Origin of the sequence: Prosthecobacter sp. (assembly GCF_029946185.1) — a bacterium.
Lineage (GTDB): Bacteria > Verrucomicrobiota > Verrucomicrobiia > Verrucomicrobiales > Verrucomicrobiaceae > Prosthecobacter.
In genome coordinates this window covers 17,202-43,084 of record NZ_JAQSEA010000309.1, presented here as the reverse complement: position 1 = coordinate 43,084, position 25,883 = coordinate 17,202, and the positions used below count along the sequence as shown (strand labels likewise).

The following is a 25,883-nucleotide window of genomic DNA, read 5'->3' as shown; positions in this document are numbered from 1 at the left end:
CACATGAAACACACCCAAACCCAACCACGCCTCCCGACGTCCGGCTTCACCCTCGTCGAGATGATCCTCGTGCTCGCCATCGTGGCGCTCCTTGTGGGCGCGGCCATCGTCAATTTCGGCGGTGTGCTTGAAGGTGGAAAAAAAACCACCACCAAAGGCAACATCAGCAGCATCGGTTCAGCGCTGCGCGCCTACGAAGTGGACAACATGTTCCTGCCCACCACCGAACAGGGCCTTTCCGCTCTGGTTGAAAAACCCACGAGCCGCCCCGCTCCGCAAAGCTGGAGTCCGAAGCTCAAGAAACTGCCCATCGATCCATGGGGCAACCCCTATCACTACCGCCGTCCCGGTGTCAAAGACAAGACCGGCTTCGATCTCTATTCCTCCGGCCCTGACGGCGTGGCTGAGAATGCTGACGACATCGGAAGCTGGGATCAATAATGACGAAACCGGAATGACGAACTGCAAGTCCATTACAAAGACCATGCAAACCATGCTGAAAGCTCAGCATGGCTTTAGTCATTGTCGTTCAGCGGGCTTCACCCTGCTGGAGATCATCGTCGCGATGTCGCTCACCTTGCTGATCATAGGCATCGCCTCCGTCAGCATCTCCGGCGTGCGTGCAGAAGATAAACTTCGGCGTGCCGCAGCCATGATCGAAACCACGGCCCGGCAAAACATGCTGCAGGCACTCAACCGCCAGCAGACGGTGCGCATGGAACTTACCGCTGGCGCCTTTGGCACGAGTGATGAGTTCAGCGGCATGCTGCAGGTGCGCCGCGTGGGGGAGAAAGTTTTCCGCAAGCCGAGTCGCGGTGAAGCCTGGGAGTTCAGCCCCAGCGGTATCTGTGAGCCCATCGAGGTTCGCATCAGCGGTCCGGCTGGACTGATCGAGATCGGTTTCGATCCGCTCACCGCCTGTGCAAAACGTAAATCCATTCAGGTTAAAGGATGAAACACACACGCACATCCTCCTCCGCCTCGGGTTTCGCCTTGCTCGAAATCATCCTTGCCCTCGCGTTGTTTTCATTCGTGGCCGTCAGCATGACGCAGGCCATCGAGCAGATCGCAAAAGCCTCCACTTCCTCACGTCAGGAGGCGCAGGTGCTGCGTGTTCTGGAGTCCGTGCTCGCCGAAGTGGCGCACCAGCCCGAGTTCAAAGCCGCCAGCATCTCTTTCAATCCCACCGCTGATCACATTGATGCCAGCGCCACGATCGAGAAGGTCAAACTCATCAACAAAGACAAGGTCGAACTCGACCACATGTTTCGCATCCGCGCCGAAGCATGGATCAAAGACGGGCGCACGCGGCGCATGAAACGCAGCATGGAAACCTATGTGTATTCGCCCCACAGTCCGATCTAAGGCCGCATTCACACTGCTTGAAGTCATCATGGCCATGGCGCTCATCGGCTTCATCCTGAGCGCCGTTTATGGCGTTGCGAATGGTGCTCTGCAGTTGGGCAAATCCATGAGCACCGCACGTGTGGCAGAGACCCGCATCAGCAATTTTGTCATGCAGTGGCGTGATTACATGGAAACCATGGATCCGGGCATTCAGCTCAGTGCCGGACTCGAAAAGGTGGCGCGTGGTGCCTCGGGCAATCTGTTTATCGCAGGAGGCCACATGCCTTTCGCTTGGAAGCGTCAGTTGAAGCTCGCCGACGCCGTCGAGTTCGGCGTCGTGCGCAACCGGGAGACCAAAGACCTGGGCCTCGTGGTGCGTCACTTCAAACTCAATCCCAAGTCGCGTTCACAGGATGAATTCAATCTCATCGCCGAACTGCCAATCCTCGATGGACTCAAGGAGATGCAGTGGCAGTTCTATGAGCCCGTGGAAAAGAAATGGTTCACCAGTTGGGATCCGAAGAAGAACCCACAGCCGCCACTTTTCATGAAGCTCAAGTTCGCCTTCACCGCCGATCCCCGTGCGCACGAATACACCTTTTGGATCGCGAACGATCTGGCTCAGGTCAGTGTGCCGCAGGCACCTCCTCCGCAATGACGAATGAAATTCCAGTAACCGAAGCAATGGCGAGCCGATCAAGAAGATCCGGCGGTTTCGTCATTCCCTCGTCATTGGCCCTTCGTCATTCGTCATTGCAGCGCGGCTCGGCGCTCATCGTGGTCTTCTGGATGATCGCGATTCTGGGCATGGTCATTTTTGCGGGAACGAAGGCGCTGCAGGCAGACTCCCAATACACACGCATGATGCGCGGCCGCATTTTTGCCAAACGTTATGCGGAAATGGGCATCGAAGTGGCACGTCATCCGGTCATGCGGGAGGACGATCCGCTGCTGCACTTCAACGCGAACGACGGCGGCGGCTACAACGTCAAGCTGGTGGCCGAGGAGGCCCGGCTGAACGCCAATCATCTCATCCAGACCGGCGACAAAGTGCTGCTGCGCCGCTTGTTCACAAGTTGGGGTTTCAAGCCGGAGTTTGTCTCCGCTTTGTGCGATGCTATCAAGGACTGGGTCGATGCGGACGGCAATGTCAGCCTCAGCGGTGCCGAGAAACGCGACTACGAAAAGATGGGTTTCGAAGGCATGCCCTTCAACCGCCCGTTCAAAGAAGTCGAGGAGATGCTGCTGGTGCGCGGCATGGACATCGTCAATGTCGAGCGGCCCGACTGGCGCGAGTGGTTCACCGTTTTTGGCGATGGCCGTGTGGATATCAATGACGCACGTCCGGAACTCATCGCACTGCTGGTAGATTTGCCAATGGAGCGCGTGCAGCCGCTGCTCACGCTGCGTGCCGGTCGCGATGGCGCACTGCACACGCAGGATGACGTTCGACTCAGCAGCGTGCCGCAGGTGGCGCAGCTCCTGGGCGTGTTTCAGCCGCAGATCGTCGCGCAACTTCAGCAATGGATTCAATTTGCCGGTCCCATCCGCCGCATCGAGAGCATCGGCTCTCTAGGCCCTCTGCAACGCAAACTCATCCTCATCACGCAGGACGGCAAGGCCGTCTGGCGTGGTGAAATCCCCGCCCATGGCAAAGACACGTAAATCACCCTGCGAACTGCTGCTCCCCGGCGCACTAGTCTGGCAAAGCTGGATCGGTGCGGAGGGCGCTGCCTGCGTGCTCAATTCCGACCAAAGCGCCGCAGGCGCCAGATTTGGCAAAGTCGCCTATCGGCGGGTGCTCGCACTGCCTGCCGTTCATTTCTGGGCGCTGCCCGCCTGGCTCAAAGGGCAGCCCGAACATTTGCGCAGCATGGGTCTGCTGCATCTTGAACGCATGGGCATCAAGGCTGAGGACGACGAGGCTGGCGTGCAGGTGTGCAACATGCAGGGGAAGGAAGGTGCCTATCTCACGCGCATCCTCGCGCTCAAAGACTTGCCGACGCCTCTTACGGACACCGCACGCCTGCCGGATGAAGTCACGCTGCATGCACTGTGCTATCCGATGGTGCAAAACAGCCTCACGATTTTTCGTGAATTGGGCCGTCTCGTCGTCGCCATCACCAGCGGGGCGCAGTTGATTTACTGCACCCCATTGTCTGCGAACAAGCTGGACAACAACGCACTCGCGGAGCTCAACAACATCTGCCTCCAGCTCGGTTTTCAGGGCGTGCTTGGACGCCTCGAAAGCATCGTGTTGTGGATTGAGGAAGGCGACATCACGCAAATTCAGCGCGTCACCGGCTTGACCGCCTACCGCTGCGACATGCCAGCACCGACGATGCCTGAGCGGGGCTCCAGCCTGCTCATGCCGCAGGATGTCATCTCTGAGCGTCAAAGCCAGACCCGCAGGTCAAAGACACGCTTCATGGCGCTGGCGGCCGGAACGGTGATCGCTGCGGCCATTGCTCTCGTCGCCACGCTCACCTCACTGGCCTTGCAAGAGCGCAACTTGCTGCGTGAAAAAGTCGCCGTTCTCACGCCGCGTGCGTCACGGGTCATGGATCACAAAAAGGCGTGGCAGGAGGTCGCGCCTGCCTTGGATCCCGCCACCTGGCCGCAGCAGATTTTGCTGCACCTCATGGAGCCTGAATCATCCAAGGAAGTTTCCATCACGCATTGGGAATGGACGCCTGAGCGCATGAACCTGCGTGGTCGCATGCCCAACGCAACCCTGGCGTTCGAGTACACCCAGGCGCTCAAGTCCATCGAAGCGCTCACTCCTTTCGCATTGAACGGACCGCCGCCAGCCTTTGCCAGTGACGGCAGCGCCAGCTTTGAGATGAAGGGAGGGCCGGGCGAATGAAGAAGAGCGAGAAATTGCTGCTCGGCGTCTTTGCCTTCCTGTTCCTCGCCATCATCGGCGGCGGCGGACTCATGTATGCCTTCAACAACTACATGGCCATCCGTGAAGAGAACGACAGCCTGCGTGACCGCCTTGGTGAAATGAACCTCGCCGTCTCGCAGGGCTCGAACTGGGCGGACCGGTATGGGTGGATCGAGGAGCACTGCCCGAACTTCAACAGCCGGCAGGAGGCTTCGTCCAAGCTGTTGGAAATCATCACCGCCCAGGCGGAAAAAAGCGGACTCAGTATCGGCGGCAAGGAATTCATCGAAGCCGCACGCGTCCTAGGGCCGGATGGTCTGCCGCTGGAGGAAAATCTCGGCTACTTTGACCAAGCCACCGTGAAGATAACGCTCGCGGGTGTTCCTGAGCAGGCACTCTTCGGCTGGCTGCATGCGTTGCAGCAGCCTCACAGCTTCATCGGCATCACCCGCATGCAGATCAATCCCAGCGGAACGAACAAGACCATCAATGCCGAGGTCGAGTTTACCCAGTTCTATCGTGAGAAATCGGCCCCCAAGGTCAGCAAAGCAAACTAGCCATGAAACTTTCCACGTTATCATTCTCTCTGCTTGGGCTGGCGATAATCGTCACGCATGCATCTGCCCAGGAACCGAAGAAGCAGGACGAGACCCCTGTGCCCTTTCCGAAGCTGGAGCGCTTCGCCCCTTTGTGGCAGCGTTCCATCTTCACCACGAAGGATCTGCCTTCTCCCGATGCACCGACAGGGCCGAATTTTGCCGACAACCTCAGCCTCTCCGGCATCTACGAGATCGACGGCGCCCTCGTCGCCGTGCTGGTGGACCGCATCACTTCGCAGGTCATGGAGGCGCGCATTGGTTCGGAAAATGAGATGGGCATCAAGATTCGCGCGGTCAAACCGGGCGAGAGCGTGGACAAGACCCGCATTCAGTTGCAGAAGGGAGATCAGGCTGGCTGGATCAGCTTTGCCGATCTCTCCGCCGCTCCGCCAGTCGAGGTCAGAAGTGCCATTCCCTCGCAGCAGTCTGCAGCGCCGAATCAAGGCCGAGGCATGCCGCAGCGTCAAAATATGAACGCCCCGCCTGTCCAAATGGGGCTGCCGCCGAATCCGATTCTTCCCCCTCCTTCCACTCCGATCCCTGGAGGTGCAGCCAGCCCCGCAGCGCCACGGATCAATGATGTGCCGCTTCCTCCGCCGTGAGGAGTTCAAGAGTCCTTTGGTAGCAGGCATGTCATGGCTTACCAAACGGTTCTTCCATGGAGCAAAGTAGCTTTATGCCCTACGTCCCAGGTCTTCGCAGTTGTTACGCCAAGGTCGGCCGCTTCATCTATTTCGGCCGCATGCTCGACAAGATCCGTCTGCATGCTGCGGCCAAACTGCCCGATGATTATTTGGCGCAGTTGGGAGACACGCAGTTTTACACGCTGGACGGTCGTTGCTGCCGTTTTCTCGGCGTGCCGTATGCCGCGCTCCAAACGCGCGTCCTTGAAGGAGGCACCGATGAAGAAATCCTCACTTGGGTGCATGCCTGTGGCACGGCACGCACGGATGAGGAGTGCCACATGTGGAACCGCTTCATTGCCAAACTCGGCTGGCGCGACGAACGCTCTGCCGTGCTCCCCCAGCGCATTCAGGACAGCGGCCTCAGCGGAAAGCCCATCGAGACTCTAATCGACCACATCGAGTATGATGAAGGCCGCGATCCCGTGGACGAACGTGCCTGGGAATGGGTTTGACGAAGGCTATGCTGGGAGTCATGCACGAAAGATGCCGTGCTTTCCGCTGCTACATTGCTCGCTCAATTCCAGACACCAGACAAAGAAGACCTGAACATAGCGGGTCCGAAAAACCTCCTCGTCGGTGCGGTGATTGGAGGCCGGCCTTATGTCTATTTGCATGATGACAAAGGCAAGATGACCGGCCGTCTCCATCTGTCCGAGTTCTTGAAGAAGAATCGCAAGATTAAGCTTCCCATCAATACCCCCCAGTGGCTGCTCCTGGCGCTGAAGGAGCCGAATCGCCAGTAAAGGGGGGCACTAGGAAAGGCTGGGGGCGTGGTTTCACTCCCGCGTGATCGTCTCGTCCAGATTCAGCATCACGCGGGCAACGGCTTGCCAAGCTTGTGGTTCGGTGCCGTTTGATTGGCGTTCAGCAGCAAGCAGGTGAATGAGAGCTTGGCGTTCACGGTCAAGCGGCGGGCGGGAGAGACATAGCTGGTAGGCGTGGGTGATGCGGGCCTCGTCGGATTTGGCTTCCTTGATCAGGCGTGCAGCCAAAGCCTTTGCGAACTCGACATAAGCGCTGTCGTTGAGAAGGGTGAGTGCCTGCAGCGGGGTGTTGCTGCGGACGCGGCGGGTGCAGGTGCTGAAACCGTCGGGAGCATCGAAGACGCTGAGTGCCGGCGGTGGCGTGGCGCGGAAGATGAATGTGTAGATGCCGCGCCGGTAACGGTCGCTGCCTTTGCTGATGGGCCAGCCGCGCTTGACCTGCCCCAAAGACATGATGCCCTCGGGAATCGGCGGATACACCGGCGCCCCACCCATCTTGGAAGAGAGCAGGCCGCTGGTGGCAAGGCAGACATCGCGCACGATTTCGGCATCCAGACGAAGGCGGGTTTGCCGCCAGAGGAGGTAGTTGTTTGGATCAATTGATGCAGCATCTGGTCGAATGACGGAAGATTGCTGATACGTCGCGCTGGTGACGATGAGCTTGTGCAGATGCTTGAGGCTCCAGCCATGCTCCATGAAATCGACGGCAAGCCAGTCGAGCAGTTCCGGGTGGCTCGGCAGCCGACCCATGGTGCCGAAGTCGTTTTCAGTTTCGACGAGGCCCCGTCCGAAGTACTGCTGCCAGACGCGATTTACAATGACGCGGGCTGTTAGCGGGTTGGCTGGATCGATGAGCCAGCGTGCGAGTGCGAGGCGATCAGCCTTGGCACCTTCGGGCAGTGGCGGCAGCACGGCGAGTACACCGGGCTGCACTACATCTGCCGGACGGGTGAAATCGCCCTTGATAAAAAGCGTGGTTTTGCGCGGTTGCGGCAGCTCCTTCATCACGAGGGTGGTGGTGCCGGTCTTGAAAATGTTGTCGAGTTCGAGATGCCGGTCGTAAAGCGGATTGAAGACGCTGTCAGACGTGCCGGTCATGGCTTTGAAGAGAATGCGCTGATCGGCGGCACCCCGTTTGGCAGCGGACTTGGCCAGGGACTTGAGCGCTTCGGCATCGACCAATTTCTTGGACTGGTCCCCAAGGGTCTTTTCCCATTCCTGCAGCACGGCAAGGCGTTCCTTGATGCGAGCATCGATCTGCTTGAGCACCTGCCCGTGCTCAGCCTTCAGCTTGTCGAGATCTTGGCCGGGATCTGGAACGGGAAGAGTGGGTTCGTCCTGGTTGTTGAGGAAGGCAAAGAACTGATAGTACTCGTGATGGCTGATGGGATCAAACTTGTGATCGTGGCACTGCGCACAGCCGATGGTGAGTCCGAGCCACACGGTGCCAGTGGTGGCGACGCGATCAAAAATGCTCTCGGTGCGGAACTGTTCTTTGTCGATGCCGCCCTCCTGATTGATCTGCGTGTTGCGATGAAAACCGGTGGCGATGAGTTGATCGCGCGAAGGCTTGGGCAGCATGTCACCCGCGAGTTGTTCAAGGCTGAACCGATCAAAGGGCATGTCCTTGTTCAATGCATTGACGACGTAATCGCGATACGGCCAAATGCTGCGCGGGGCGTCGATGCTGTAGCCATTGCTGTCGCCGTAGCGTGCCTGATCAAGCCACCAGCGGCCCCAGCGTTCGCCATAGTGTTTGGAGGCGAGCAGTCTTGTAACGAGAGCCTCGATGCTAGAGGCTGGATTTTTGAGAAATGCAGCAACTTCAGCGGGCGTCGGCGGCAGTCCGGTGAGATCAAGATGAAGACGGCGTATGAACGTAGCTGGTGCAGCAGAGGGTGAAGGAGTGAGTTCCGCTTTGGCAAGACTGGTGCGAATGAATGCATCAATCGGATGCGTGCTGCCATTCTTCGGTAGCGGCGCTTTGACCGGCGCGATGAAGGCCCAGTGACGGTCATCGCTAGGAATTTCCTCGGCAGGAGAGTGAGCACCTTCAGCGACCCACTGCTTGAAGAGTGCGATCTGCGCAGAGTCCAGCGGGCCGCGCTTGTAGGGCATCTGCGGGACTTCAGCGTGGGAACCGGAGATGACCTGCACAAGGAGATCGGGCAGGGCAGCGCCGCGCTTGCCGCCGGCGCGTACGGCGGCGGCGGTATCGACCTTGAGCTGTGACTTCTGCGTGGTGGCACCGTGGCATTTCACACAATGCTGCTGCAACAGCGGCTTGATCTGCGTGGTGTAATCAACCGCCGCCTGACTGGTGGCGGCGAAGAGCAGGAGTGTGATAGAGGTGCTGCGGAGCATTCGGAAAAGAGAAGAGGGGCGGACAGTAGGTACGTTGGAGAGAAGGGGGCTTCTTCCGTGTTCTGGCCAATGCACTCACAAAAAAGCCGCACTCGCGCAAGGCGGGTGCGGCCAGGATGACTTGTAGGAAGTCAAAGAGTCAGAGGGCTCAGGCGTCCTTCTTTTTCTTCGGGGTCATTTCTTCCTTGGTGAGGAAGCCGTCGCTGTCCTTGTCCATCTTGCCGAAGCGTTCGGTGGCCTTGGCTTCGTCTTTCTTGGCGTTTGGAGAAGCCAGGAATTCCGCCTTGGACACTTTGCCATCTTTGTCGGTGTCGAGCTTCTCGATCATTTTTTCCGGGCTCATCTTTGGTTTGTCGCCAGCAGGCTTCTTGGGGGCATCACCTTCAGCGGCGAAGGACGTGACTGCGGACAGAGCCAGGATGGCGAGGAGAGAGGTGATAACTTTCATGTGGGTCAATGTTTGGTTGTTGATGTAGCGCGCGGAGTTCTGGAGGTTCCAGTCCGGCGCGTGCCGTGTTAAACGAGAAGCCGCCCATTTCGTTTCGATAAATGATCATGTTTTTTTGCGAAGAGCATCAGGGGGCCGCCTGATTCAGACATCATAACGCCGCACTCGCGCGAGGCGGGTGCGGCGTGGCAGACTTGCTGAAGGCTAAGAAACAGGGGGCTTAGGCGGCCTTCTTTTTCTTTGGAGCAGCGGTGAATTCTTCCTTGGAAAGAGATCCGTCCTTGTCCTTGTCCTTCGTGGTGAAGGAGGCTTCGGCCTTCGTTGCGTCCTTGGCACCCTTGAGGAACTCTTCTTTGCTGACTTTGCCGTCTTTGTCGGCGTCTTTCTTGGTGAACATTTCTTCCGGGCTCATCTTGGGCTTCTTGGGAGCATCAGCTCCGAAGGAGGTGACAGCGGAGACAGCCAGAATAGCGAGGAACGAGGTGATAACTTTCATGTGTGTCGAGTTTGGGTTGTGGATATTGCGCGCGGGATTTTGGGATGCCCAACCCCGCGTAGCGTCTTAAACGACGCGACACTCATTCCATTTCAAAAATAATCAGAGGAATTTTTTAAGCGCGATTTTCTGCAACGAATAGAGGTTACAGCAACCGTGCGGCCGCCTCCGCCAGCGGACTGCGTTCACCTTTGACCAAGGGAACGTGCGCAGCGAAAGTCTGGCCGCGCATGCGCTGGCGCGTGTACACAAGCCCGTTGCTGCGGCTGTCCACGTAGGGATTGTCGATCTGCGCCGGGTCACCGACGAGGACGAGCTTGGAGCCGCGAGACATGCGGGTGACGATGGTCTTGGCCTCCAGCGGCGTGAGCTGCTGTGCTTCATCCAGGATGAAAAAGCGATCAGGGATGCTGCGACCACGGATGTAGCATAGCGCTTCGATTTCGATGACGCCCTGCTGAATGAGCGTGTCATACGGCGCGGCTGGCGCGGCCATCTGCTGCTGCGGCTCGGGCATGAAGCGGTTCTTCTTCCGCGCCGGGCCCTGTTGCACGCCCTCCATGGGCCGCATCAGGAGATCAAGGGCGTCATACACCGGCTGCAGCCAAGGGCGCATTTTTTCCTGCAAGGATCCCGGCAGGAAGCCGACAGTCTGCCCCATCGCAACGATGGGGCGGCTCACGGTGACACCGTGGTAGGTACGGTTAAACACCTGCTGCAAAGCGGCTGCGACGGCGAGCAGGGTCTTGCCCGTTCCCGCCTGGCCGTAGCAGGTGACGAGGCTGATCTCGGGATCGAGCAGTGCATCCAGAAAGCAGGCCTGCCCGAGATTCATCGGCTTGATGGCGCGGCCCTGACCAACCTTGATCGACTCCGGCGTATGGTGCAGACGCACAAACTCGCCGTTTGCACTGAGCTTCGCGGGCATGGTGGCTTTGTCCCCGGCAGAGAGCAGGGCGTAGTCATTGACGACCATGCCAATGGTGCGGCTTTCCGGCATAGGGAGGAGGCCGCTGCTGGCAAAGCGCTGCAACTCATGCGGGCTCACCTCGACGCGGGCGATGTCAAAATTCGCGACCTCCCGCGGCTCCACTTTGTCATGGAGGTAATCTTCGCACTCAATGCCCACGGCACGCGCCTTGAGCTGCATGTTGAGGTCTTTGCTGACGAGGATGACCGGCGGCGAAACCTGCTCGCTCAGCCAGAGTGTGCAGGCCAGGATGCGGTGGTCGGCTTTGTCCAGATCGTGAAAAATACGCTCAAATCCCTGCACGCTGGGGTGCTTGCGGGCTTCTGCAGGATCATAGACTGCGACGCGGATGCTGCCGCCGCCGTCGGTCGGGACACCCGTGGTGACCGAGGCACCTTTGTTGGAGAAAATCTTCATCAGCGCCCGATGCACTTCGCGGGCATTGGCACCGCGCTCTGTCATCTCATTCTTAAAGCGGTCCAGTTCGCTCAGCACATCGACCGGAATGCAGATGTGATTTTCAGCAAAGCGGTGGATACAGGCTGGGTCGTGCAGCAGGACGTTGGTGTCGAGAACGAAGGTCTTGGTGGCAGTGACGGGACCCGTTTTGCGGCGGCGGGAGGGGGTGGCGGATGGAGATACAGGACCAAGGTCGGAAGCGCGGGTGGTGCTAACGGAGGAGATTACCGATGCTGAGTGGTCGTCACGGTCCATGGTAGTTTAGTGGGTGTAGTGGTTGCCTGCGTTGAAAAAGGCAGGGACAGTTTTTCGTTGGCGCCGGGGAGAGCCAAACGTACCGATCCCGAAATGTGATTAATAGAATGAATCACGGTAATTGCCGGAGAGTGTCAGAACGCGGAGTTAGTGGCAAGAAGTTATTCACAAAAGCGAAGCTTATTCACATTTCACCCCGATCAACTTGCAACGCACAGCTCAGGCCAAACGGACAGGTAATTGATGAATACCCTCAAAAAGGCACTTCAAAATACTCCAAGGCCCACTCACGCATGTAGCGCACCCGATTGGGAAGGAAGCGGTAGATGATCAACTCCGGATTGTCGATGCTGCCGAGGTAGGCGCGCAGCAAGGGATTCGAGTTCCAGATTTCTTCCAAGAGAGCGCGCTCGGTAACGATCTCGGCAGTGGCCGTGATGCGCACCTGATTATCCTGGTCGTCCTTGTAGCAAAGCTCGGCCTTGGGATTGACCTCCAGTTCGTGCGTCTTGCCATACCGGCGCAGATTGGCGACATAAACCGTGAAGCCATCCGTGCGCACCGGGGAGACTGGGCGCAACCGCGGCTGATCGCCATCCACCGTTGCCAGCATGGGAAACTTCGCAGCACGCATGGTGGCCTGCGCGAGTTGTGGGAGTTCGGCGGGATCAACAGGCTGGGGCAGAGGGCGGGACATGGTGGAAGACGATACCTCTTGAGTCCGGGCTGTCCAATTTGCGGGCATCTTTGCAGTACCCAAACTACGGCGACTGGCTAGGCTGCGCACCATTCTCCCGATGAAGAACTTTCCCACCGCCTTTCAGCGCAGTGCGTTATGGACTGCCATAACTGCCGTATCCATCACCGTCGTTGGCGCGCTGGCCATCGGGCTGATCTATCTGGCGACGCAGGTGATGGCCTTTCTGCAGCCCATTCTGGTGCCCTTTGCCGTGGCAGGTGTGCTGGCCTACCTGCTGGAGCCCGGGGTGCACTGGCTGGAGCGGCGAGGCCTGAACCGGCAGCGTTCCGTGCTGCTGGCGTTTGGGGTGTTTATAATGGCCATCAGTGGTCTGGGCTGGTGGATTGTGGTGAAGCTGGATGACCCTGCGCACCATCTGGCAGACCGCGTGCCGGTCTATTTTACGAAGGCGCAAAAGGCGGTGATCGGTTTCTCAGCAAAGATCGAAAAGGACTACGGCATCAAGCTGCCGCTCCAAGCAGAGCCACAGGCGGCTTCTGCGCCTTCATCTGAAACGCCGTCGCCAGCCCCAGTGGCAATCAAAGAGGTCGGCGAAGGACCCGACGCGGACTTTCAGGCCCTGCTCAGTGGTGAGTGGGTGAAGACGACGCTGCCCAAGGTTCCGGGCATCGTCTGGACGTTCCTCCGAACCAGTGTGGGCGGTTTCCTCGGTATCTTTGGTTTTTTGCTCTCCTTCATCATCGTGCCTTTGTACCTCTATTATTTCCTGATCGAGAGCTCCAATATTCAGGAGCGGTGGTCAGATTACCTGCCTCTGCGCGCCTCGGCCTTCAAAGACGAGTTGGTAAGCTGCCTGAACGAGATCAATAGCTACCTCGTGGCCTTCTTCCGTGGCCAGCTTTTTGTCAGTTTGATCAATGGCATCGCCACCGGCATCGGGCTGATGATCGTGGGGCTGGACTTTGGCCTGCTCATTGGTCTGGCGCTTTGCCTGGCGGGCATCATTCCGTATTTGGGCATCGTCCTGTGCTGGATTCCGGCAGTGATCATCGCCTCGGTGCAGGGGGGCAGTGCGTGGATTTCGGCGGATCCTTGGTGGGTCATGCCGCTGGTCGTCACCGGTGTCTTCGCCTTGGTGCAGCAGGTTGACGCCTTGTTTATTACCCCGCGCATCGTGGGTGAAGCCGTAGGGCTGCACCCAATGACGGTGATCGCCTCGGTCCTCGTCTGGGGGCTGCTGCTGGGCGGCCTGCTCGGTGCCATCTTGGCGGTGCCGCTCACAGCCTCGGTCAAAGTTTTGTTCCAGCGCTACGTGTGGCGTGCGCGCATCGCGCCGCAGACGATCGGTGGCTCCAGACGTGAGGAGGTGACGGCGTGATCACAAATTGCAATCCCGTATGAAAAATCTCCTGCTGGTCTTTCTAGGTGGGGGCTTCGGTTCGGTGATGCGGTATGGCACCGTACTCGGCATGGCGCGTCTGCTGCCGAAAGCCGTCTTTCCGTGGGGCGTGCTCGTCGCAAATATCCTCGGCAGTTTTATTCTGGGCTTCCTTTTTGCCTTGCCTGCCATGAAGGAAAAAAGCTCAGGGCCATGGCTGTTTGCCGCCACGGGTGTGCTGGGTGGCTACACGACTTTTTCCACGCTGGCGAATGACTCATGGCTGCTGCTTTTAAATCAGCATTCCTGGCTTGCTCTGTTCAATGCCATTGGCAGCATCCTGCTGGGTATCACCGCCGCAGCCATCGGCTGGTGGGCTGGCAGCAGAGTGGCGTGAGATTAGCTCACGCTTCATCTTGCGGCACCGCTGTGGCGGCTTCCGCATCCTCTTCTTGTGAGGACCCCACTTTGAGGGAAATTTTGATCCCGTGCTTTGCAGCCGCTGTGTTGAGCAGGGAGCGGATCGCGCTGATGGTCATGCCATTTTTGCCAATGACATGACGCACATCTTCCGGCGCTAGCTGTACACGATAAGCGACGGCACCATTGATATTGGTGCCGATCGCAATGGTCGCCTGCTGCGGGTGGTCGATCAGATTCGCCACCACGTAGGATAGGAACTCGCGGAGGGCTTCCGGCGCGTCCATGGCAGCTTATTATGCCGGAACGGCTGCTGCGGCGTGCTTGATGAGGCTCTTCACAGTGTCAGAGGGCTTGGCTCCTTGGGAGATCCAAGCATTGACGCGATCGAGTTTCACGGTTGCACCTTTGACGCCCTTTTGAGGATCATAGGTACCGAGGATTTCGAGGAAACGGCCTTCTTTTGGAAAGCGTTGGTCAGCCGCAACGATACGGAAGACTGGACGGCCTTTTTGGCCTTCTTGACGGAGACGGATGACAACTGCCATGATACGGGTACGGGAATGGGGTCAGGTTTTGGGGAGGCGCACGGTGGAGACTTTGAGAAGGAAATCAAACTCTTTTTCCCCCTCATTCTCAAGCGGGGTCACGACAGCACGTCTTTGAGCACGTGCCCGTGGACGTCCGTTAGCCTCCGTTCGATGCCGTTATTATAGTAGCTCAGACGCTCGTGGTCGATTCCCAGCAGGTGCAAAATCGTGGCATGCAGGTCATAAATGGTGCTCACTTGCTCAGCCGCTTTGTAGCCAAATTCGTCCGTCGCCCCGTAGCTGAAAGCCTTTTTCACCCCGGCCCCCGCCAGCCACACCGTGAAGCCCTTCGGATTGTGGTCACGGCCATTCGCCCCCTTCTGGAAGGTCGGCATGCGCCCAAACTCCGTCACAAAGGCCACCAGCGTGTCCTGCAGCAGTCCCCGGGCTTTCAGATCCTTCAGCATTCCCGCCACCGGCTGGTCGAGAATCGGAGCATGCACCGAATACTGCTTCTCAATCGTTTTGTGCCCGTCCCAGTTCCCCACGCCCTCGCCCATGGCGTAGGAGCCGTTGAAAAGCTGCACAAACCGCACCCCGCGCTCGATCAGCCGCCGCGCCAGCAGGCAGTTCTTCGCGAAGCCAGCCTTCGTCTCGTTGCTGTCATTCACGCCATAGAGATCCAGTGTTGCCTTGCTCTCGTCAGCCATGTTGCCGACCTCCGACGCCGCGATCTGCATCCGCGCCGCGAGTTCATAGGACGAAATCCGCGCCGCCAGATCGCTGTCCGCCGGATGCTCCTGTGCCTGCCTCTGATTGAGCAAATTCACAAAAGCACGCGTGTCACGGTCTGCCGCCTCACTCACACTGGCAGGGCGGATCAGATTGGGGATCGGCTTGCTCGCATTAAAGGCCGTGCCTTGAAAGGCCGCTGGCAAAAACGCCGAGTTCCAGTGTCGTGGGCCGATCTGCGGCACACCGCGCGGATCGGGAATCGCAACAAAGGCCGGCATGTCATCGCACTCCGAGCCCAGCGCATAAGTCACCCAGGAACCGATGCCGGGGAAGCCGTCTAGAATGAACCCCGTGCTCATCTGGTTCTCCGCCGGGCCGTGCGTGTTCGACTTGGCCGTCATCGAATGGATGAAGCACATGTCATCCGCCAGCTCGGCGATGTTTGGCAGCAGATCGCTGATCATCTTGCCGCTTTGTCCGCGTGGCTTGAACTCCCACAGCGGCTTCACCAGATTCCCCTGCGCCCCCTGGAAGGTGATCAAATCCGCCGCGCCCGGCAGCGGCATGCCATGCCGCTTCACCAGCTCCGGCTTGTAATCAAACGTATCCACATGGCTCATGGCCCCGGAGCAGAAAACCACGATCACATTCTTCGCACGCGGCTCAAAATGCGGCGCGCGTGGCGCGTACGGATGCGCAGGATCAATCAGCGGACGAATGGGGTCATTCGCCAGCAGGCCCTTCTGCGCCAGCAGCGAGCTCAAAGCAATGCTGCCCAGTCCGCTGACGCCTTGATTGAGAAAATTCCGACGGGAAAGAAGATGGTTTTGCATAACAGAATCAATACAGGGTCATGAACTCGCTCGTGTTGAACAGCGCGCGGCAGAACATCGCCAGCCCGTGCTGTGAAATGAGCTGCGTGGAAGCAGCCATTTCGTCCGCATTCGGATCGCGCTGGTAGGCCAGTTGAAACGCGCGTTTCACCTGTGCCGCAGCAGTCTTGCCTGCCTCCTTTTCAAGCCGTGCGGCCAGCAGCTCGCTCTGCTGCATCGCAAACGTGCTGTTCAGAAAATTAAGCGCCTGCAACGGCGTCGTGCTCGAGGTGCGGCGTGGGGCGATCTGCCCCGCATCCGGCACATCGAACGCCCCAAACGTGTCATCAAGCTGCACGCGTGGCTTGCTTTGGTAAACCATGCGTCGGAAAGTGTCAGGCCCAAATTCCTGCTTCGATTGATACACCTTCACGTAGTTGTCATTTGCTACAAACAGATCGAATCCCGGTCCGCCCATCGTCAGATCCAACACGCCGCTCACAGCGAGGATCGTGTCCCGCAATGGCTCCGCTTCGAGCCGCCGCGTGGGGAAGCGCCACAGAAACCGCGCCCCCGAATCCGCCAGCATGCCGGTGTCATTGGCCGTGCTCGACTGCCTGTAAGCCGCTGAGTTCATGATGAGCCGGTGCATCTCCTTCATGCTCCACCCGTGCTGCATGAACTGCGCAGCCAGCCAGTCGAGCAGTTCAGGGTGCGACGGCTTGCCACCATTGAAGCCAAGATCGCTCGGCGTATCGACGATGCCCGTGCCGAAATGATAATGCCAGAGGCGGTTCACCATCACCCGTGCCGTGAGCGGATTCTGCGGATCGGCCAGCCACTTCGCCAAAGCCATGCGCCGTTCGGCTTCCGGAGTGTCTTTGGGCAGGTCCAGTTTCACACCGAACTGAGCCAGCGCCCCCGGAGTGATTTCCTCCTGCGGCGTCAGCGGGTCACCGCGTTGCAGTCGGAAGGTCGGCCCCGGCTGCTCAAACCTGCCGAGATAGGCCATTGGGAAGGTGGTCAGCTCCTTCAGCCTACGCTGCAACACGGCACGGCTTTCGCTTTGCCGCTTCACATCAGCGGCATTCTCAGCCGAGACACCGCTCAAGGTTGGAATGTCGCGAATACGATCCCGATACTCCACGACCAGCCTGTCCACTGATGCCGCCACCGCTTGCCACACCTTTCCATCAAGCGAAGTCTCAATCACGTAATCCGTGGCGAGACGATCTTCATAGACCTTGCCCTTCTTTTCACCGCGATCCCGGCTCCACACCACGCTGCTAATGCTTTCCTCACGCGGCAATTCGATCTGCAGCCAGCCCTTGCCTGCATTCTTTGAAATCCAGCTTTTCGCATTGCCATACAGACCGTCGTTCGCATGCGCGATCTGATGAATCGGAATCGTGCCGTCGCTGAAAACATCCGAAGCCGTCACCTTCGCGCCGTTCTTCGCCAGCGCCACATTGTGTGGCTGCTTCCCATTCGAAAACACCTCCAACTCATCGATGCACGGCTGCCCGCCAATCGTCGCATGGATCGTGAAGCGGACAAACCGAGCCTTCACCGCGTCAAAGCTCTCGCGGTTCGCCAGATGCGTCACTGGTGCTCTCAAATGAGGCTGTGATGAAGGTTGAGCGCCGTCTGCCTCTTCAAACAATACCGCATCCGCAACAGTAGGTCCGCCGAGTTTGCCGCTGCGCAGGATAAGGATGGAATCCTTCGTCAGCGCATACGTTCCAGCATACTTGAAACCGCTCCAGCGCTTCTGCCCGGGAATCGCACCGCTGCCATCGGCAAATTGGCTCTGATTCACACTGGTAATCTCCTGCTGGTCGCCCTTCGTATTCGCATCGCCATCCACATCGAGAATGTAGCGCGCATCCTTCGCATGCGTGGTCCACGCCGCCCAAGACAGCCAGATACGCTGTTTGCCCGAAACACGCGGATTCCACGAAAAGAAATCCTGTGCCGCCGCATCCTTCTCCGCCTTCCAGTATCGATAGCTTTCGCCAAAATTGGGCAGGCGTGTCGAATCACCCGGATCTGCCGCCTGTCCCAATTCGGTGCCCGGAGAGTATTCGATCGGCTTGCCATTCGTGGGCTGTTCGATCTGCACGCAGCCAATGGCATCGGGCTTCGTCGGCGGAGGCAAATCATCATCCACCAGCACACGCCGTGTAAGTTGGGCACGTGGTTGGAAGCGTGCGAGTGCTGCATCCATCGCCGCGATCTCCGTCCGCACGCCTTCTGCCTGCTTCTGGCGTTGTTCAACATCCGCCGGACGCAGTTCACGCTCTGCATGCTGCACGCCTTCAAAGATGGCTCTCACGCGATAGTAGTCCGTCTGCAAAATGGGATCAAACTTGTGATCATGGCAGCGCGCGCAGCCAATCGTGAGCCCGAGAAAGGTGCTGCCCGTGGTGCTGACGAGATCATGCATTTCATCCGCCCGTTGGTTCGCCCGCAGCACCGGGTCCTGGCCCTTTACCTGATCCCAAGAGCCCGCGACGAGAAACCCCGTCCCTTCATCCGCTCCAAGCAGATCGCCCGCGATCTGCTCACGCACAAATTGGTCATACGGCTTGTCCTCATTAAACGCATGAATGACGTAGTCACGGTACGGCCACGCATTCGGCCTTGTGCGGTTCATTTCAAATCCATGGCTTTCCGCAAACCGCACCACATCCAGCCAGTGCCGCGCCCAGCGCTCGCCGTAGCGTGGCGATGCCATCAGGCGGTCCACTAGATGCTTGATGCTGGATGCCGGATCCTGGACGAATTCTTTTTCGAAGGCTGCGGCTTCTTCAGGGGTCGGGGGGAGGCCGATCAGATCAAAACTGGCGCGGCGGATGAATGTGCGGGCATCCGCAGGTGGATTCATCGCGAGGCTTTTCTCCTTCAGCTTCGCGCTGATAAACGTATCAATCGAACCATGCGGCGCGGCCTTCAGTGGCAGCAGCGACCAGTGAGTGACATCGCCCTTCGATTTCTCCTTGAGGACGATCTCCTGCGGCCACGCCGCGCCCATTTCGATCCAGCGCTTAATCAGATCGGTTTCGGCCGTGGAAAGAGATGGCTTCTTCTTCGGCATCTCTGCCTTATCACCCGCCGCTTCCGGCACGATCATCGTATAGAGCGATGACTCGGCTGCATTGCCCGGAACTAGCGCCGGGCCGTCGTCACCGCCTTTGAGCACATCGGCCAGCGTGCCCATGTTTAGACCGCCCTTCGTCGTCACGTCGTTATGGCATTCCACGCAGTTCTTCACCAGGATCGGCGCCACCTGCTCATGAAACAGCTTGGCCGCATCAGGTTCGGCAGCGAGGGCGCTGCTACTCGCGAGAGCAAATAAAAAATAGAAGAGTGATTTCATGCTGATTTCTTGGCTTTCGGCAGGGCCAGATCGGCCTCTGCGGTGATCAGGTGCTCGCGCATCGCTTTCGCTGCGGCGGCGGGGTCTCGTTTCTCAATGGCGTTCAGCACCGCAGCATGCTGTCGCGCCGCATTGTCCGTCGAGGTCCGGCTATAACCATGCTTCAGACTCGTTTGTATCAATTCGGAAAGAGAATGCAGCAGCAGCGAGGCAATCTGGTTCCCCGAAGCCGCCGCGAGTTGGCGATGAAACATCATGTCTGCCTCTACCGCAGTCTCAAAATCCTGCGTCTCCGCCAGCTCCTGCAAAGCCGCGCGCAGCCTGCGAATCTGCACGGGCGTGGCGTTTTCAGCAGCGAGCCTTGCATTCTCCGGCTCCAGCATGAACCGCACCTGAATGAGCTGCCGCAGCCGCTCTTTGTCATCCGGAATCAGCAGCGCCAGCGACCCGTTCAGCGGCTTGTGCAGCTTGTCCACGACCTTCGTGCCGACGCCATGCTTCACTTCCAGCAGCCCTTGCAACTCCAGCCGCTTCGTCGCCTCCCGCACGACGGGACGGCTCACACCGAGTTTCAGCGCCAGATCACGCTCCGGCGGCAGCCAGCCATCGCCGTCACTAGTTTCGTCACGGATTTCGGCGGCGATACGTGCGCAAACCTCTTCGACGAGGCTGCGCTGCGGTTTGATGGATGAAAAAGCCATGTGGTTAGAGGTCTTACCACTGGCCTAAACGCGTCGAATTTTGCGATTCTATCGCGAGGGTTTCAAATCTCAGATCGTCTGCGACGAATACCCACCATCCACCACCATCTCATGGCCGGTGATGAATGAGCTGCCATCACCCGCGAGCAGCAGGGCTGCGGCGACGAGTTCCTTGGCCTCACCAAAGCGGTTCATCGGCGTGTGGCCCATGATCTTGGCAACGCGGTCAGGCGTGAGCACTTTCTTGTTCTGCTCCGCAGGGAAGAAGCCGGGAACCAAGGTATTCACACGGATTCCAAGAGGTGCCCATTCGCGGGCGAGATTTTTGCTGAGATTGTGCACCGCGCCCTTGGACATGGAATAGGTGAACACGCGGCTCAACGGCAGCAGGCCGGACATGGAGCCGAGATTGATGATGGAGGCCGGGATTTTGTTATCCACGAAGTATTTGCCAAACACCTGGCAGGCGAGGAACACGCCCTTGGTGTTGATGTTCATGATCCTGTCGTATTCATCTTCTGGAATATCGAGGAACGGCGTTGCAGAATTCACGCCCGCACCATTGATCAGGATGTCGCAACCGCCGGAACGTTCGAGAACCTGATCAAGCAGGATTTGCAGGTCGGCTTTGCGGCTGGCGTCTGCGGAAACAAAGTAGGCCTGTCCGCCTGCGGCTTGAATGGTCTCCAGGCGCTTGTCAGCCTTGGTCTGATCGCGCCCGACGAGCACGACTTCCGCACCCGCAGATGCATAGCCTTCGGCGATGGCGCCGCAGAGTTCGCCGGTGCCGCCGATCACGACGGCGGTTTTGCCTTGAAGAGAGAAGAGTTCGAAGATGGAGGACATGGTGAGAAGCGCATCTATGGCGTGTCATCCCGCCGCCGCAAGCAGGCTGTCTCATCACTTTCGTCATCTTGACACCCTGCCTGCGGTGCTCTTCCGTACACACATGCCTTGGGGCCACATTCTCACCTTCCTTGCCGGCGTCCTAATCGGCGCGGCGTCGATTGTGATCTGGAAGCTGCTGCGCTTCGCCGCCGATCTGCGCGCCGCACGGCATGCGCTCGCCAGTTATGTGTACCCTGAGTGCGGTCTGGCGGACGAAAAAGCCCAGGAAGCCGTCGAAGCCTGCAAAAACCGCCTGCGCTGGCAAAAAAATCTCAATCCCGAGTGGCTGCCACCTCTCGTGGACGAAGTGCCGAAGCTCGTGCGCGAGATTGCAGCCATCTACCACCCCGGCAAACAGGAGGCCATGCTCGCCCCCGGCCTCAGCCAGTTCTCCCGCGCCGTGCATCTCGCCGCGATGGATGTGGCGGATTTTTTGCAAACTCGCTCCATTGGCCGTCTTGTGGATGTCAGTGCTAGCACCGCGTTGAAAACCTGGGAAATGACCCACAAGATCGCCAATCATGAGAGAATGCAGACGGCGAACAAATGGTACAAACGCCTGCTGCCCTACTGGCAGGTGCTGAGGTTCAAATCGCCCATCATGTGGGCGGGTATGGCCGTCTCCAATGTCGCCGCCCGCACGCTCCAGCCCGCAGTGATAGACATCATCGCGAAGCGTGCAATCGACCTGTACAGTGGACGCCTGGGCAAGGGTAGCAACCCTCCGCCCGCAGCCGTCCTCATCCCCGCTGAACGTGAACTGCCGCCAGGGCCGATGTGATTACTTCTTCTTGCCTTTCAATGCAGCCAGATACGCTACCACGTCACGAATTTGCGGCTTGGTGAGGATGCCGAGCATGGGGGGCATGATGGTCATGGGCGGGGTGATGGTGGCGATTTGAGCGCGAGGGAAGGTTTGGGTTTTGCCATCAGGGAGTCGCAAAGTGACTTGTTTTGCGTCTTCTTTCTCTAAAACGGCGGATATTGCCTTGCCGTCTTTGGTGGTGAGAGAGACGAGGCCGAAGCCGGGGGCGATCTGGGCGAGGGGATTGAGGAGGGATTCGAGGATGTATTTGCGGTCTTTTTGGCTGCCGATGGTTTTGAGGTTGGGGCCGACCTGGCTGCCTTCCTTGGCTTCGATGGTGTGGCAGGCGATGCAGTTGGCGGCGATGTTGTTGGTGACGATGTCTTTGCCACGGGTGGCGTCTCCACCTTCGAGGAGCTCAGTGGAATTGAGCTGCAAGGTGGCGAGTTTGGGTTTCAAAGCTTCCCGAGTTGAGGCGGCTTCGAGGATGTCGAGTTGGATGGAGGCGGGGGCTTTGTTTTCGATGAGAAGATCGAGCCAGTGGGTGATGACGGTGTCGTCTTTGGACGTGGCGAGGAGTGAAAGTGCAAGCTGCTGCGTGGTTGTGTCACTTTTTGCAAGAAGGGCGGCTGCTTCGGTGATGGCGCGGTCGGGCTGGTGGGTGAAGAGCTGGTGCAGGGCTTCGCGGCGGAGCTCGGGGGGGGAGGTTTTGGCGAGGGAGAGATCGAGGGTGGCGGCGAACTCGGGGGTGGCAGCGTGCTGCGATGCCATGAGTTTCAGTGCTTCGGCGCGCAGGGTGCTGCGTGCGGATGTATCGGAGATGATCTGCTGCAGTACGCTTGCAGGGACTTGCAACTGAAGCTGAGTGAGGAGTTCGACGGCTTTGGCTTTGAGTTCGCCGTCTTGGATGGCGAGGAGGGCGTCGAGGTTCGGTTGTAGCAAATCGGCGAAGGCTTTGGCATCGCGTGGCGAGTTTTCGTGGGCCGTGCCGTCAATGCGATCGAGACGTGGGGGATGGGTGAAGGTGAGGAGGGTGTCGAGTGCTTCTGCTTGCAACGGGGTGCGCTGCAATGCGGCTTTGATGATGGGTTCGGCGATGCCGAGGCGGAGGCAGGCGTTTAGGCCGCGGCTGGTGGGGCGCTGGGTGAGGGCGGGGAGGGCTGCTGGGATGCCGACGTCGTCGTAGATGGCGCGTTCGGCTTCGGGGGCGAGGGTTGGATTTGTGAGGAAATTGGCAACGAGTGGCGAATTTTGGCGGGCGAGCGCAAGGAGGCAGCAGAGGGACTGTTTGTCGTTCAGGTGCTTGGCGAGGGTGGCTTCGTCGGCGCAGCCGGCGAGGCCGGTGACGATGGCGTGGCGCATGTAGGGATCGGCGCTTTCCTTGGTGGCAAGCTTGAGCAAGGCTTGGACTGCGGTGGGTTCTTCGAGCTTGCCGAGGGCTATGGCGGCGTGGAAGCGGACGCGCTGGGAGGGATGGGTGAGGAGGGGGACGAGAGGGGTGCCGGAGGTCTTGATATCGCCGAGTATTTTGAGGACATTTGTGACGATCTCTGTGTCGGATTCGGCAAGAAGCGGGGTCAGAGAGGTGGCTTCGACCTTTTTTGCGCGCATGCCCTGGCCGAGACCCCAGATGGCGTGGATGCGGGCGAGTTGGTTTGCCTTTTTGTCGTGTGCTGTTTTTTGCAGCAGGGTGTAATCACCTTTTTTGACAAGGGTGAATTGGGCGTGGAGGCGGACGCGTTGGTCGGGATTGGCGAGGTGGGTGGCGTCGAGGTTGTCGGAGTTGAGGAGTTTTTGGGTTTCCTGGCGCTCGGTGCTGTTTTTGCCGGTGGGGTCGTCGGCGAACCAGATGGCGCCTTTTTGATCGAGGGGGTAGCCGCCGTCCCAGTCGGCGATGATGAGCTCGCCGGTGGGGGCCATGGCGAGGCCGATGCCCATGAGACCGCTGTGGATGAGGCGCTCGTTTTGCATCTTGAAGGTGCTGCCGGAGGGGACGATCTGGAAGGCAGTCATCTGGCCGGAGGGGAACTGGTCGAGGATGAAGTGGCCGCGCAATGATGCGCCGAGGGCGGTGCCGGGTTCGTGGATGAATCCGGCGGGGCCGTTGGAGTAGTTGGCGAGCGGTGGTGTGATGAAGAGGGGCTGGCCGGGATGGGCGGGCTGCCAGATGCCGTCGCGCATCCAGCGGCTGGCGGATTTTTGATACTGATGGCTGCAGCGCCAGCCGGAGTCGCTGCGCTCGGTGATGTAAACGAAACGTTCGCGCTCGCCGGGCATGTCGGCGTCGTTGTCCACGCCGAACATGTTGCCGTAGTTGTCGAAGGCGATTTCCTGCACGTTGCGGAGGCCGTGGGCGAAGACTTCGAACTGGGTGCCGTCGGGCTCGCAGCGGAGGACGCAGCCTTCGTGGGGGTAGTCGAAGTGTTTGCCTTCCTTGCTGGTGACGTTGACGCCTTTGTCGCCGATGCTCCAGTAGATGCGGCCGTCGGGGCCGATGCGGGGGCCGTGCATGTCGTGGCCGGCGTAGGCGATGTGGATGCCGAAGCCGTGGGCGACGATTTCGCGTTCGTCGGCGACGCCGTCGTCGTTGGTGTCGCGGAGGCGGATGAGGTCGGGGGCGACAGTGACGTAGACCCAGCCGTCGTGATAGAGGATGCCGGCGGCGATGCCGGTGACGACGCTGTTGAAGCCTTCGGCGAAGACGGTGAGTTTGTCGGCGGTGCCGTCGTGGTCGGTGTCGCGGAGCTGGTAGATGCGCTCGCTGTGTACGGTGAGGTCTTTCCAGTCGATGGAGCCGTCTTTGTTGTGGTCGGCGAGGGAGCCGCGTGGGAGGCGGGTTTTGCCGGGGGCGAGCTCGCGTTTGAGGAAGGCTTCTTTTTCTTCGACGCTGGTGAGGGCGACGTCATCGGGGATCCACTGGGTGTGCTCGCGGATGTCGAGGTCGGCGACTTTGCGGCGGGTGGTGGCGGAGATGTAGATGCGGCCCTGGGGATCTGCGGTGACAGCGACGGGATCGGGGACGTTGAGGGTGCCGGACCAGCGGTGGAGTTCGAGGGGGGATTTGATGGGCGCGGACTTGGGCGCCTTGACTGGTTTTTCCTCAGCGGCGGCGCAGGGGAGGGCGAGCAGTGCGGCGAGGGCGAGGTGACAGAGGTTTTTCATGAAAGGGGCCTGAGGAGAAAGTTTCAGGTTTAAAGTTTGAAGTTTGAAGTTGGGCTTCGTCTGCCTTGCAAGATTGGATCGAGTGGCCGGGGTGGTGAAGGCTGAGAAACTGGGGCGTCGGTGGGGGATGGGACGTTCGATTTTGCCGCAGAGGGGCGGTGAGGCAGAGGGAGCAGAGGTGGGGAGTTTACGGTGGTTTACGATTGTTGACGGTGGTTTGGCCGGAGTTCCAGAAGGGAATGGCCGAAAGAGAGGAAAGAGGGTGAAAAAATTTCAGGGCCGAAGAGTTTGAAAACCGCTGAGGATGGACGGACGCAGAGGTGTGATTCAGATGTTTTTTTTGTGGGGCTCCTTGCTCGTTTCGTGGAGGTGCACTGATAGAAGTGGATGGATGCATTTGTTCTTGCTGCTGCGCGGGGCAGCCATCAAAGTCGGGTGTGTTCGCTGTTGCGAGTGCTTGTCCCGAAAATCCAACCTACATTCTTATCATGAGTCAGATTGTTCCTCTTATCAGTTCCGGCATTGCCGGTCCTCTCGGTGTTCTTCATCTTCCGCGTCTGTGGCAGAAGGCTTCTTTGGCTGCTGCTGGCAAACTGCATGCTGATTATCCGGGCATCGGCTGCGGGTATGACCAGATGACGCTGGATGCGCTGGGCATCAACATTGAGACGTTCAAGACGTTCATCGCGACGAAGCCGAGCTATCCGCAGCTTGAGAGCTGGGTGAAGGCGCAGCCGGGAGTGAAGCTGACGAAGGGTGATTTGTACAAGCACAATCAGGCGATCTTGGGGTACATCCATGATGATGCGACGCGGAAGACGATTCTGGATGCGGATGGTGTGGCTGATGACGGTAGCGTGAGCCCGGGTGCGGTGGATCTGAACAACTTGGACGACTGGCACATTTTCTGGGCGCAGGAGATCAAGTAACCGCGAAGCGGTGAAGTGAGTTTGAGAACCCCGTTTGCCGTGAGGCAGGCGGGGTTTTTTTGTGTGGAATGATGAATGAAAAATTAAGAAGGATGAACTGAGGCGAAGGGATGGCCGAAAGAAGGGAAAAGGGTGAAAAAATGGTGAGGGTTCGTGTTTGCCTGTGAGT

Annotated in this window: 26 protein-coding genes; 14 read left to right on the top strand and 12 right to left on the bottom strand. The window is 59.0% G+C overall.

The genetic code is table 11. The annotated features are described in order from the left end of the window. The first annotated feature begins 3 nt into the window (after positions 1-3). The 10 genes from gspG (at position 4) to PSV43_RS25455 (ending at position 6,262) form a co-directional block, all read left to right on the top strand. Positions 4-441 carry a type II secretion system major pseudopilin GspG gene (gene gspG, locus PSV43_RS25500; RefSeq protein WP_300204458.1) on the top strand — a complete coding sequence of 146 codons (438 nt, stop codon included), beginning with the start codon at positions 4-6 and terminating at the stop codon, positions 439-441. 43 nt (positions 442-484) lie between these two features. Beyond that, entirely contained in the window at positions 485-955 is a 471-nt protein-coding gene (locus PSV43_RS25495) for a prepilin-type N-terminal cleavage/methylation domain-containing protein (protein ID WP_300204455.1), read from the top strand. Beyond that, positions 952-1,365, top strand: a complete 414-nt coding sequence (locus PSV43_RS25490; RefSeq protein WP_300204452.1) for a hypothetical protein — start codon at positions 952-954, stop codon at positions 1,363-1,365. Before PSV43_RS25495 ends, PSV43_RS25490 begins: the two co-directional genes overlap by 4 nt. Before the next feature lie 28 nt (positions 1,366-1,393). Then, positions 1,394-2,005, top strand: a complete 612-nt coding sequence (locus tag PSV43_RS25485; RefSeq protein ID WP_300204450.1) for a hypothetical protein — start codon at positions 1,394-1,396, stop codon at positions 2,003-2,005. 74 nt (positions 2,006-2,079) lie between these two features. Further along, complete coding sequence (locus PSV43_RS25480; RefSeq protein WP_300204447.1) at positions 2,080-3,012, top strand: type II secretion system protein GspK; 933 nt, start codon at positions 2,080-2,082, stop codon at positions 3,010-3,012. Then, positions 2,996-4,213, top strand: a complete 1,218-nt coding sequence (locus tag PSV43_RS25475) for a hypothetical protein (RefSeq protein WP_300204444.1) — start codon at positions 2,996-2,998, stop codon at positions 4,211-4,213. Before PSV43_RS25480 ends, PSV43_RS25475 begins: the two co-directional genes overlap by 17 nt. Beyond that, positions 4,210-4,791 carry a hypothetical protein gene (locus PSV43_RS25470; RefSeq protein WP_300204441.1) on the top strand — a complete coding sequence of 194 codons (582 nt, stop codon included), beginning with the start codon at positions 4,210-4,212 and terminating at the stop codon, positions 4,789-4,791. The genes PSV43_RS25475 and PSV43_RS25470 overlap by 4 nt, the downstream gene beginning before the upstream one ends. Positions 4,792-4,793: 2 nt before the next feature. Beyond that, entirely contained in the window at positions 4,794-5,435 is a 642-nt protein-coding gene (locus PSV43_RS25465) for a hypothetical protein (protein WP_300204439.1), read from the top strand. A 74-nt stretch (positions 5,436-5,509) separates the two neighbouring features. Further along, positions 5,510-5,971, top strand: a complete 462-nt coding sequence (locus tag PSV43_RS25460) for a DUF5069 domain-containing protein (protein WP_300204436.1) — start codon at positions 5,510-5,512, stop codon at positions 5,969-5,971. A gap of 36 nt (positions 5,972-6,007) precedes the next feature. Then, a complete protein-coding gene (locus PSV43_RS25455; RefSeq protein ID WP_300204434.1) occupies positions 6,008-6,262 on the top strand; it encodes a hypothetical protein in 255 nt (84 codons plus the stop codon). A 33-nt stretch (positions 6,263-6,295) separates the two neighbouring features. On the opposite strand, the gene PSV43_RS25450 is transcribed toward PSV43_RS25455, so the two are convergent. The 5 genes from PSV43_RS25450 to PSV43_RS25430 all read right to left on the bottom strand — a co-directional run bounded on the left by PSV43_RS25450 (position 6,296) and on the right by PSV43_RS25430 (position 11,972). After that, the gene (locus PSV43_RS25450) at positions 6,296-8,647 is read right to left on the bottom strand and encodes a DUF1553 domain-containing protein (RefSeq protein ID WP_300204431.1); all 2,352 of its coding nucleotides are present in this window, start codon (positions 8,645-8,647) and stop codon (positions 6,296-6,298) included. Between the two features lie 148 nt (positions 8,648-8,795). Beyond that, positions 8,796-9,095 (bottom strand): hypothetical protein, encoded by a 300-nt coding sequence (locus tag PSV43_RS25445; protein ID WP_300204428.1) that lies wholly within the window; start codon positions 9,093-9,095, stop codon positions 8,796-8,798. A gap of 220 nt (positions 9,096-9,315) precedes the next feature. Beyond that, positions 9,316-9,591 (bottom strand): EF-hand domain-containing protein, encoded by a 276-nt coding sequence (locus PSV43_RS25440; RefSeq protein ID WP_300204425.1) that lies wholly within the window; start codon positions 9,589-9,591, stop codon positions 9,316-9,318. Positions 9,592-9,736: 145 nt separating this feature from the next. After that, a complete protein-coding gene (locus PSV43_RS25435) occupies positions 9,737-11,275 on the bottom strand; it encodes a PhoH family protein (protein WP_300204423.1) in 1,539 nt (512 codons plus the stop codon). A gap of 253 nt (positions 11,276-11,528) precedes the next feature. Beyond that, a complete protein-coding gene (locus tag PSV43_RS25430; RefSeq protein ID WP_300204420.1) occupies positions 11,529-11,972 on the bottom strand; it encodes a pyridoxamine 5'-phosphate oxidase family protein in 444 nt (147 codons plus the stop codon). A gap of 100 nt (positions 11,973-12,072) precedes the next feature. Here PSV43_RS25430 and PSV43_RS25425 point away from each other — a divergent pair, with 100 nt between their 5' ends. Together PSV43_RS25425 and PSV43_RS25420 are read left to right on the top strand one after the other, a co-directional pair. Next, entirely contained in the window at positions 12,073-13,353 is a 1,281-nt protein-coding gene (locus tag PSV43_RS25425; protein WP_300204417.1) for an AI-2E family transporter, read from the top strand. 19 nt (positions 13,354-13,372) lie between these two features. Further along, positions 13,373-13,750, top strand: coding sequence for a CrcB family protein (locus PSV43_RS25420; RefSeq protein WP_300204414.1), 378 nt, complete (start codon positions 13,373-13,375; stop codon positions 13,748-13,750). A 7-nt stretch (positions 13,751-13,757) separates the two neighbouring features. Here PSV43_RS25420 and PSV43_RS25415 read toward each other — a convergent pair whose 3' ends face one another. The 6 genes from PSV43_RS25415 to PSV43_RS25390 form a co-directional block, all read right to left on the bottom strand. Continuing rightward, the gene (locus PSV43_RS25415) at positions 13,758-14,060 is read right to left on the bottom strand and encodes a KH domain-containing protein (RefSeq protein WP_300204411.1); all 303 of its coding nucleotides are present in this window, start codon (positions 14,058-14,060) and stop codon (positions 13,758-13,760) included. A gap of 9 nt (positions 14,061-14,069) precedes the next feature. After that, a complete protein-coding gene (gene rpsP, locus PSV43_RS25410; protein ID WP_300204408.1) occupies positions 14,070-14,321 on the bottom strand; it encodes a 30S ribosomal protein S16 in 252 nt (83 codons plus the stop codon). Between the two features lie 98 nt (positions 14,322-14,419). Beyond that, positions 14,420-15,871, bottom strand: coding sequence for a DUF1501 domain-containing protein (locus tag PSV43_RS25405; RefSeq protein WP_300204404.1), 1,452 nt, complete (start codon positions 15,869-15,871; stop codon positions 14,420-14,422). 7 nt (positions 15,872-15,878) lie between these two features. After that, positions 15,879-19,229: a DUF1553 domain-containing protein gene (locus PSV43_RS25400; protein WP_300204400.1), complete on the bottom strand. Its 3,351-nt coding sequence runs from the start codon at positions 19,227-19,229 to the stop codon at positions 15,879-15,881. Further along, positions 19,226-19,930 (bottom strand): FadR/GntR family transcriptional regulator, encoded by a 705-nt coding sequence (locus PSV43_RS25395; protein ID WP_300204397.1) that lies wholly within the window; start codon positions 19,928-19,930, stop codon positions 19,226-19,228. The genes PSV43_RS25400 and PSV43_RS25395 overlap by 4 nt, the downstream gene beginning before the upstream one ends. A gap of 69 nt (positions 19,931-19,999) precedes the next feature. Continuing rightward, a complete protein-coding gene (locus PSV43_RS25390) occupies positions 20,000-20,776 on the bottom strand; it encodes an SDR family oxidoreductase (protein WP_300204395.1) in 777 nt (258 codons plus the stop codon). A 103-nt stretch (positions 20,777-20,879) separates the two neighbouring features. Between PSV43_RS25390 and PSV43_RS25385 the strand changes: the two genes are divergently transcribed. Continuing rightward, positions 20,880-21,599: a hypothetical protein gene (locus PSV43_RS25385; protein WP_300204392.1), complete on the top strand. Its 720-nt coding sequence runs from the start codon at positions 20,880-20,882 to the stop codon at positions 21,597-21,599. Here the strand turns inward: PSV43_RS25385 and PSV43_RS25380 are convergent, their stop codons facing one another. After that, positions 21,600-24,785 (bottom strand): PVC-type heme-binding CxxCH protein, encoded by a 3,186-nt coding sequence (locus PSV43_RS25380; RefSeq protein WP_300204389.1) that lies wholly within the window; start codon positions 24,783-24,785, stop codon positions 21,600-21,602. A 488-nt stretch (positions 24,786-25,273) separates the two neighbouring features. Between PSV43_RS25380 and PSV43_RS25375 the strand changes: the two genes are divergently transcribed. Then, on the top strand, positions 25,274-25,714 hold the full coding sequence (locus PSV43_RS25375; RefSeq protein WP_300204387.1) for a DUF5069 domain-containing protein: 441 nt from the start codon (positions 25,274-25,276) through the stop codon (positions 25,712-25,714). Positions 25,715-25,883 lie beyond the last annotated feature (169 nt).

Excerpts from the sequence above, each read along its gene's own strand:
- gspG (WP_300204458.1), top strand. The coding sequence starts at position 4 with ATGAAACACACCCAAACCCAACCACGCCTCCCGACGTCCGGCTTCACC.
- PSV43_RS25495 (WP_300204455.1), top strand. The coding sequence starts at position 485 with ATGCAAACCATGCTGAAAGCTCAGCATGGCTTTAGTCATTGTCGTTCA.
- PSV43_RS25490 (WP_300204452.1), top strand. The coding sequence starts at position 952 with ATGAAACACACACGCACATCCTCCTCCGCCTCGGGTTTCGCCTTGCTC.
- PSV43_RS25485 (WP_300204450.1), top strand. The coding sequence starts at position 1,394 with ATGGCCATGGCGCTCATCGGCTTCATCCTGAGCGCCGTTTATGGCGTT.
- PSV43_RS25475 (WP_300204444.1), top strand. The coding sequence starts at position 2,996 with ATGGCAAAGACACGTAAATCACCCTGCGAACTGCTGCTCCCCGGCGCA.
- PSV43_RS25470 (WP_300204441.1), top strand. The coding sequence starts at position 4,210 with ATGAAGAAGAGCGAGAAATTGCTGCTCGGCGTCTTTGCCTTCCTGTTC.
- PSV43_RS25465 (WP_300204439.1), top strand. The coding sequence starts at position 4,794 with ATGAAACTTTCCACGTTATCATTCTCTCTGCTTGGGCTGGCGATAATC.
- PSV43_RS25460 (WP_300204436.1), top strand. The coding sequence starts at position 5,510 with ATGCCCTACGTCCCAGGTCTTCGCAGTTGTTACGCCAAGGTCGGCCGC.
- PSV43_RS25450 (WP_300204431.1), bottom strand. The coding sequence starts at position 8,647 with ATGCTCCGCAGCACCTCTATCACACTCCTGCTCTTCGCCGCCACCAGT.
- PSV43_RS25445 (WP_300204428.1), bottom strand. The coding sequence starts at position 9,095 with ATGAAAGTTATCACCTCTCTCCTCGCCATCCTGGCTCTGTCCGCAGTC.
- PSV43_RS25440 (WP_300204425.1), bottom strand. The coding sequence starts at position 9,591 with ATGAAAGTTATCACCTCGTTCCTCGCTATTCTGGCTGTCTCCGCTGTC.
- PSV43_RS25435 (WP_300204423.1), bottom strand. The coding sequence starts at position 11,275 with ATGGACCGTGACGACCACTCAGCATCGGTAATCTCCTCCGTTAGCACC.
- PSV43_RS25430 (WP_300204420.1), bottom strand. The coding sequence starts at position 11,972 with ATGTCCCGCCCTCTGCCCCAGCCTGTTGATCCCGCCGAACTCCCACAA.
- PSV43_RS25425 (WP_300204417.1), top strand. The coding sequence starts at position 12,073 with ATGAAGAACTTTCCCACCGCCTTTCAGCGCAGTGCGTTATGGACTGCC.
- PSV43_RS25420 (WP_300204414.1), top strand. The coding sequence starts at position 13,373 with ATGAAAAATCTCCTGCTGGTCTTTCTAGGTGGGGGCTTCGGTTCGGTG.
- PSV43_RS25415 (WP_300204411.1), bottom strand. The coding sequence starts at position 14,060 with ATGGACGCGCCGGAAGCCCTCCGCGAGTTCCTATCCTACGTGGTGGCG.
- rpsP (WP_300204408.1), bottom strand. The coding sequence starts at position 14,321 with ATGGCAGTTGTCATCCGTCTCCGTCAAGAAGGCCAAAAAGGCCGTCCA.
- PSV43_RS25405 (WP_300204404.1), bottom strand. The coding sequence starts at position 15,871 with ATGCAAAACCATCTTCTTTCCCGTCGGAATTTTCTCAATCAAGGCGTC.
- PSV43_RS25400 (WP_300204400.1), bottom strand. The coding sequence starts at position 19,229 with ATGAAATCACTCTTCTATTTTTTATTTGCTCTCGCGAGTAGCAGCGCC.
- PSV43_RS25395 (WP_300204397.1), bottom strand. The coding sequence starts at position 19,930 with ATGGCTTTTTCATCCATCAAACCGCAGCGCAGCCTCGTCGAAGAGGTT.
- PSV43_RS25390 (WP_300204395.1), bottom strand. The coding sequence starts at position 20,776 with ATGTCCTCCATCTTCGAACTCTTCTCTCTTCAAGGCAAAACCGCCGTC.
- PSV43_RS25385 (WP_300204392.1), top strand. The coding sequence starts at position 20,880 with ATGCCTTGGGGCCACATTCTCACCTTCCTTGCCGGCGTCCTAATCGGC.
- PSV43_RS25380 (WP_300204389.1), bottom strand. The coding sequence starts at position 24,785 with ATGAAAAACCTCTGTCACCTCGCCCTCGCCGCACTGCTCGCCCTCCCC.
- PSV43_RS25375 (WP_300204387.1), top strand. The coding sequence starts at position 25,274 with ATGAGTCAGATTGTTCCTCTTATCAGTTCCGGCATTGCCGGTCCTCTC.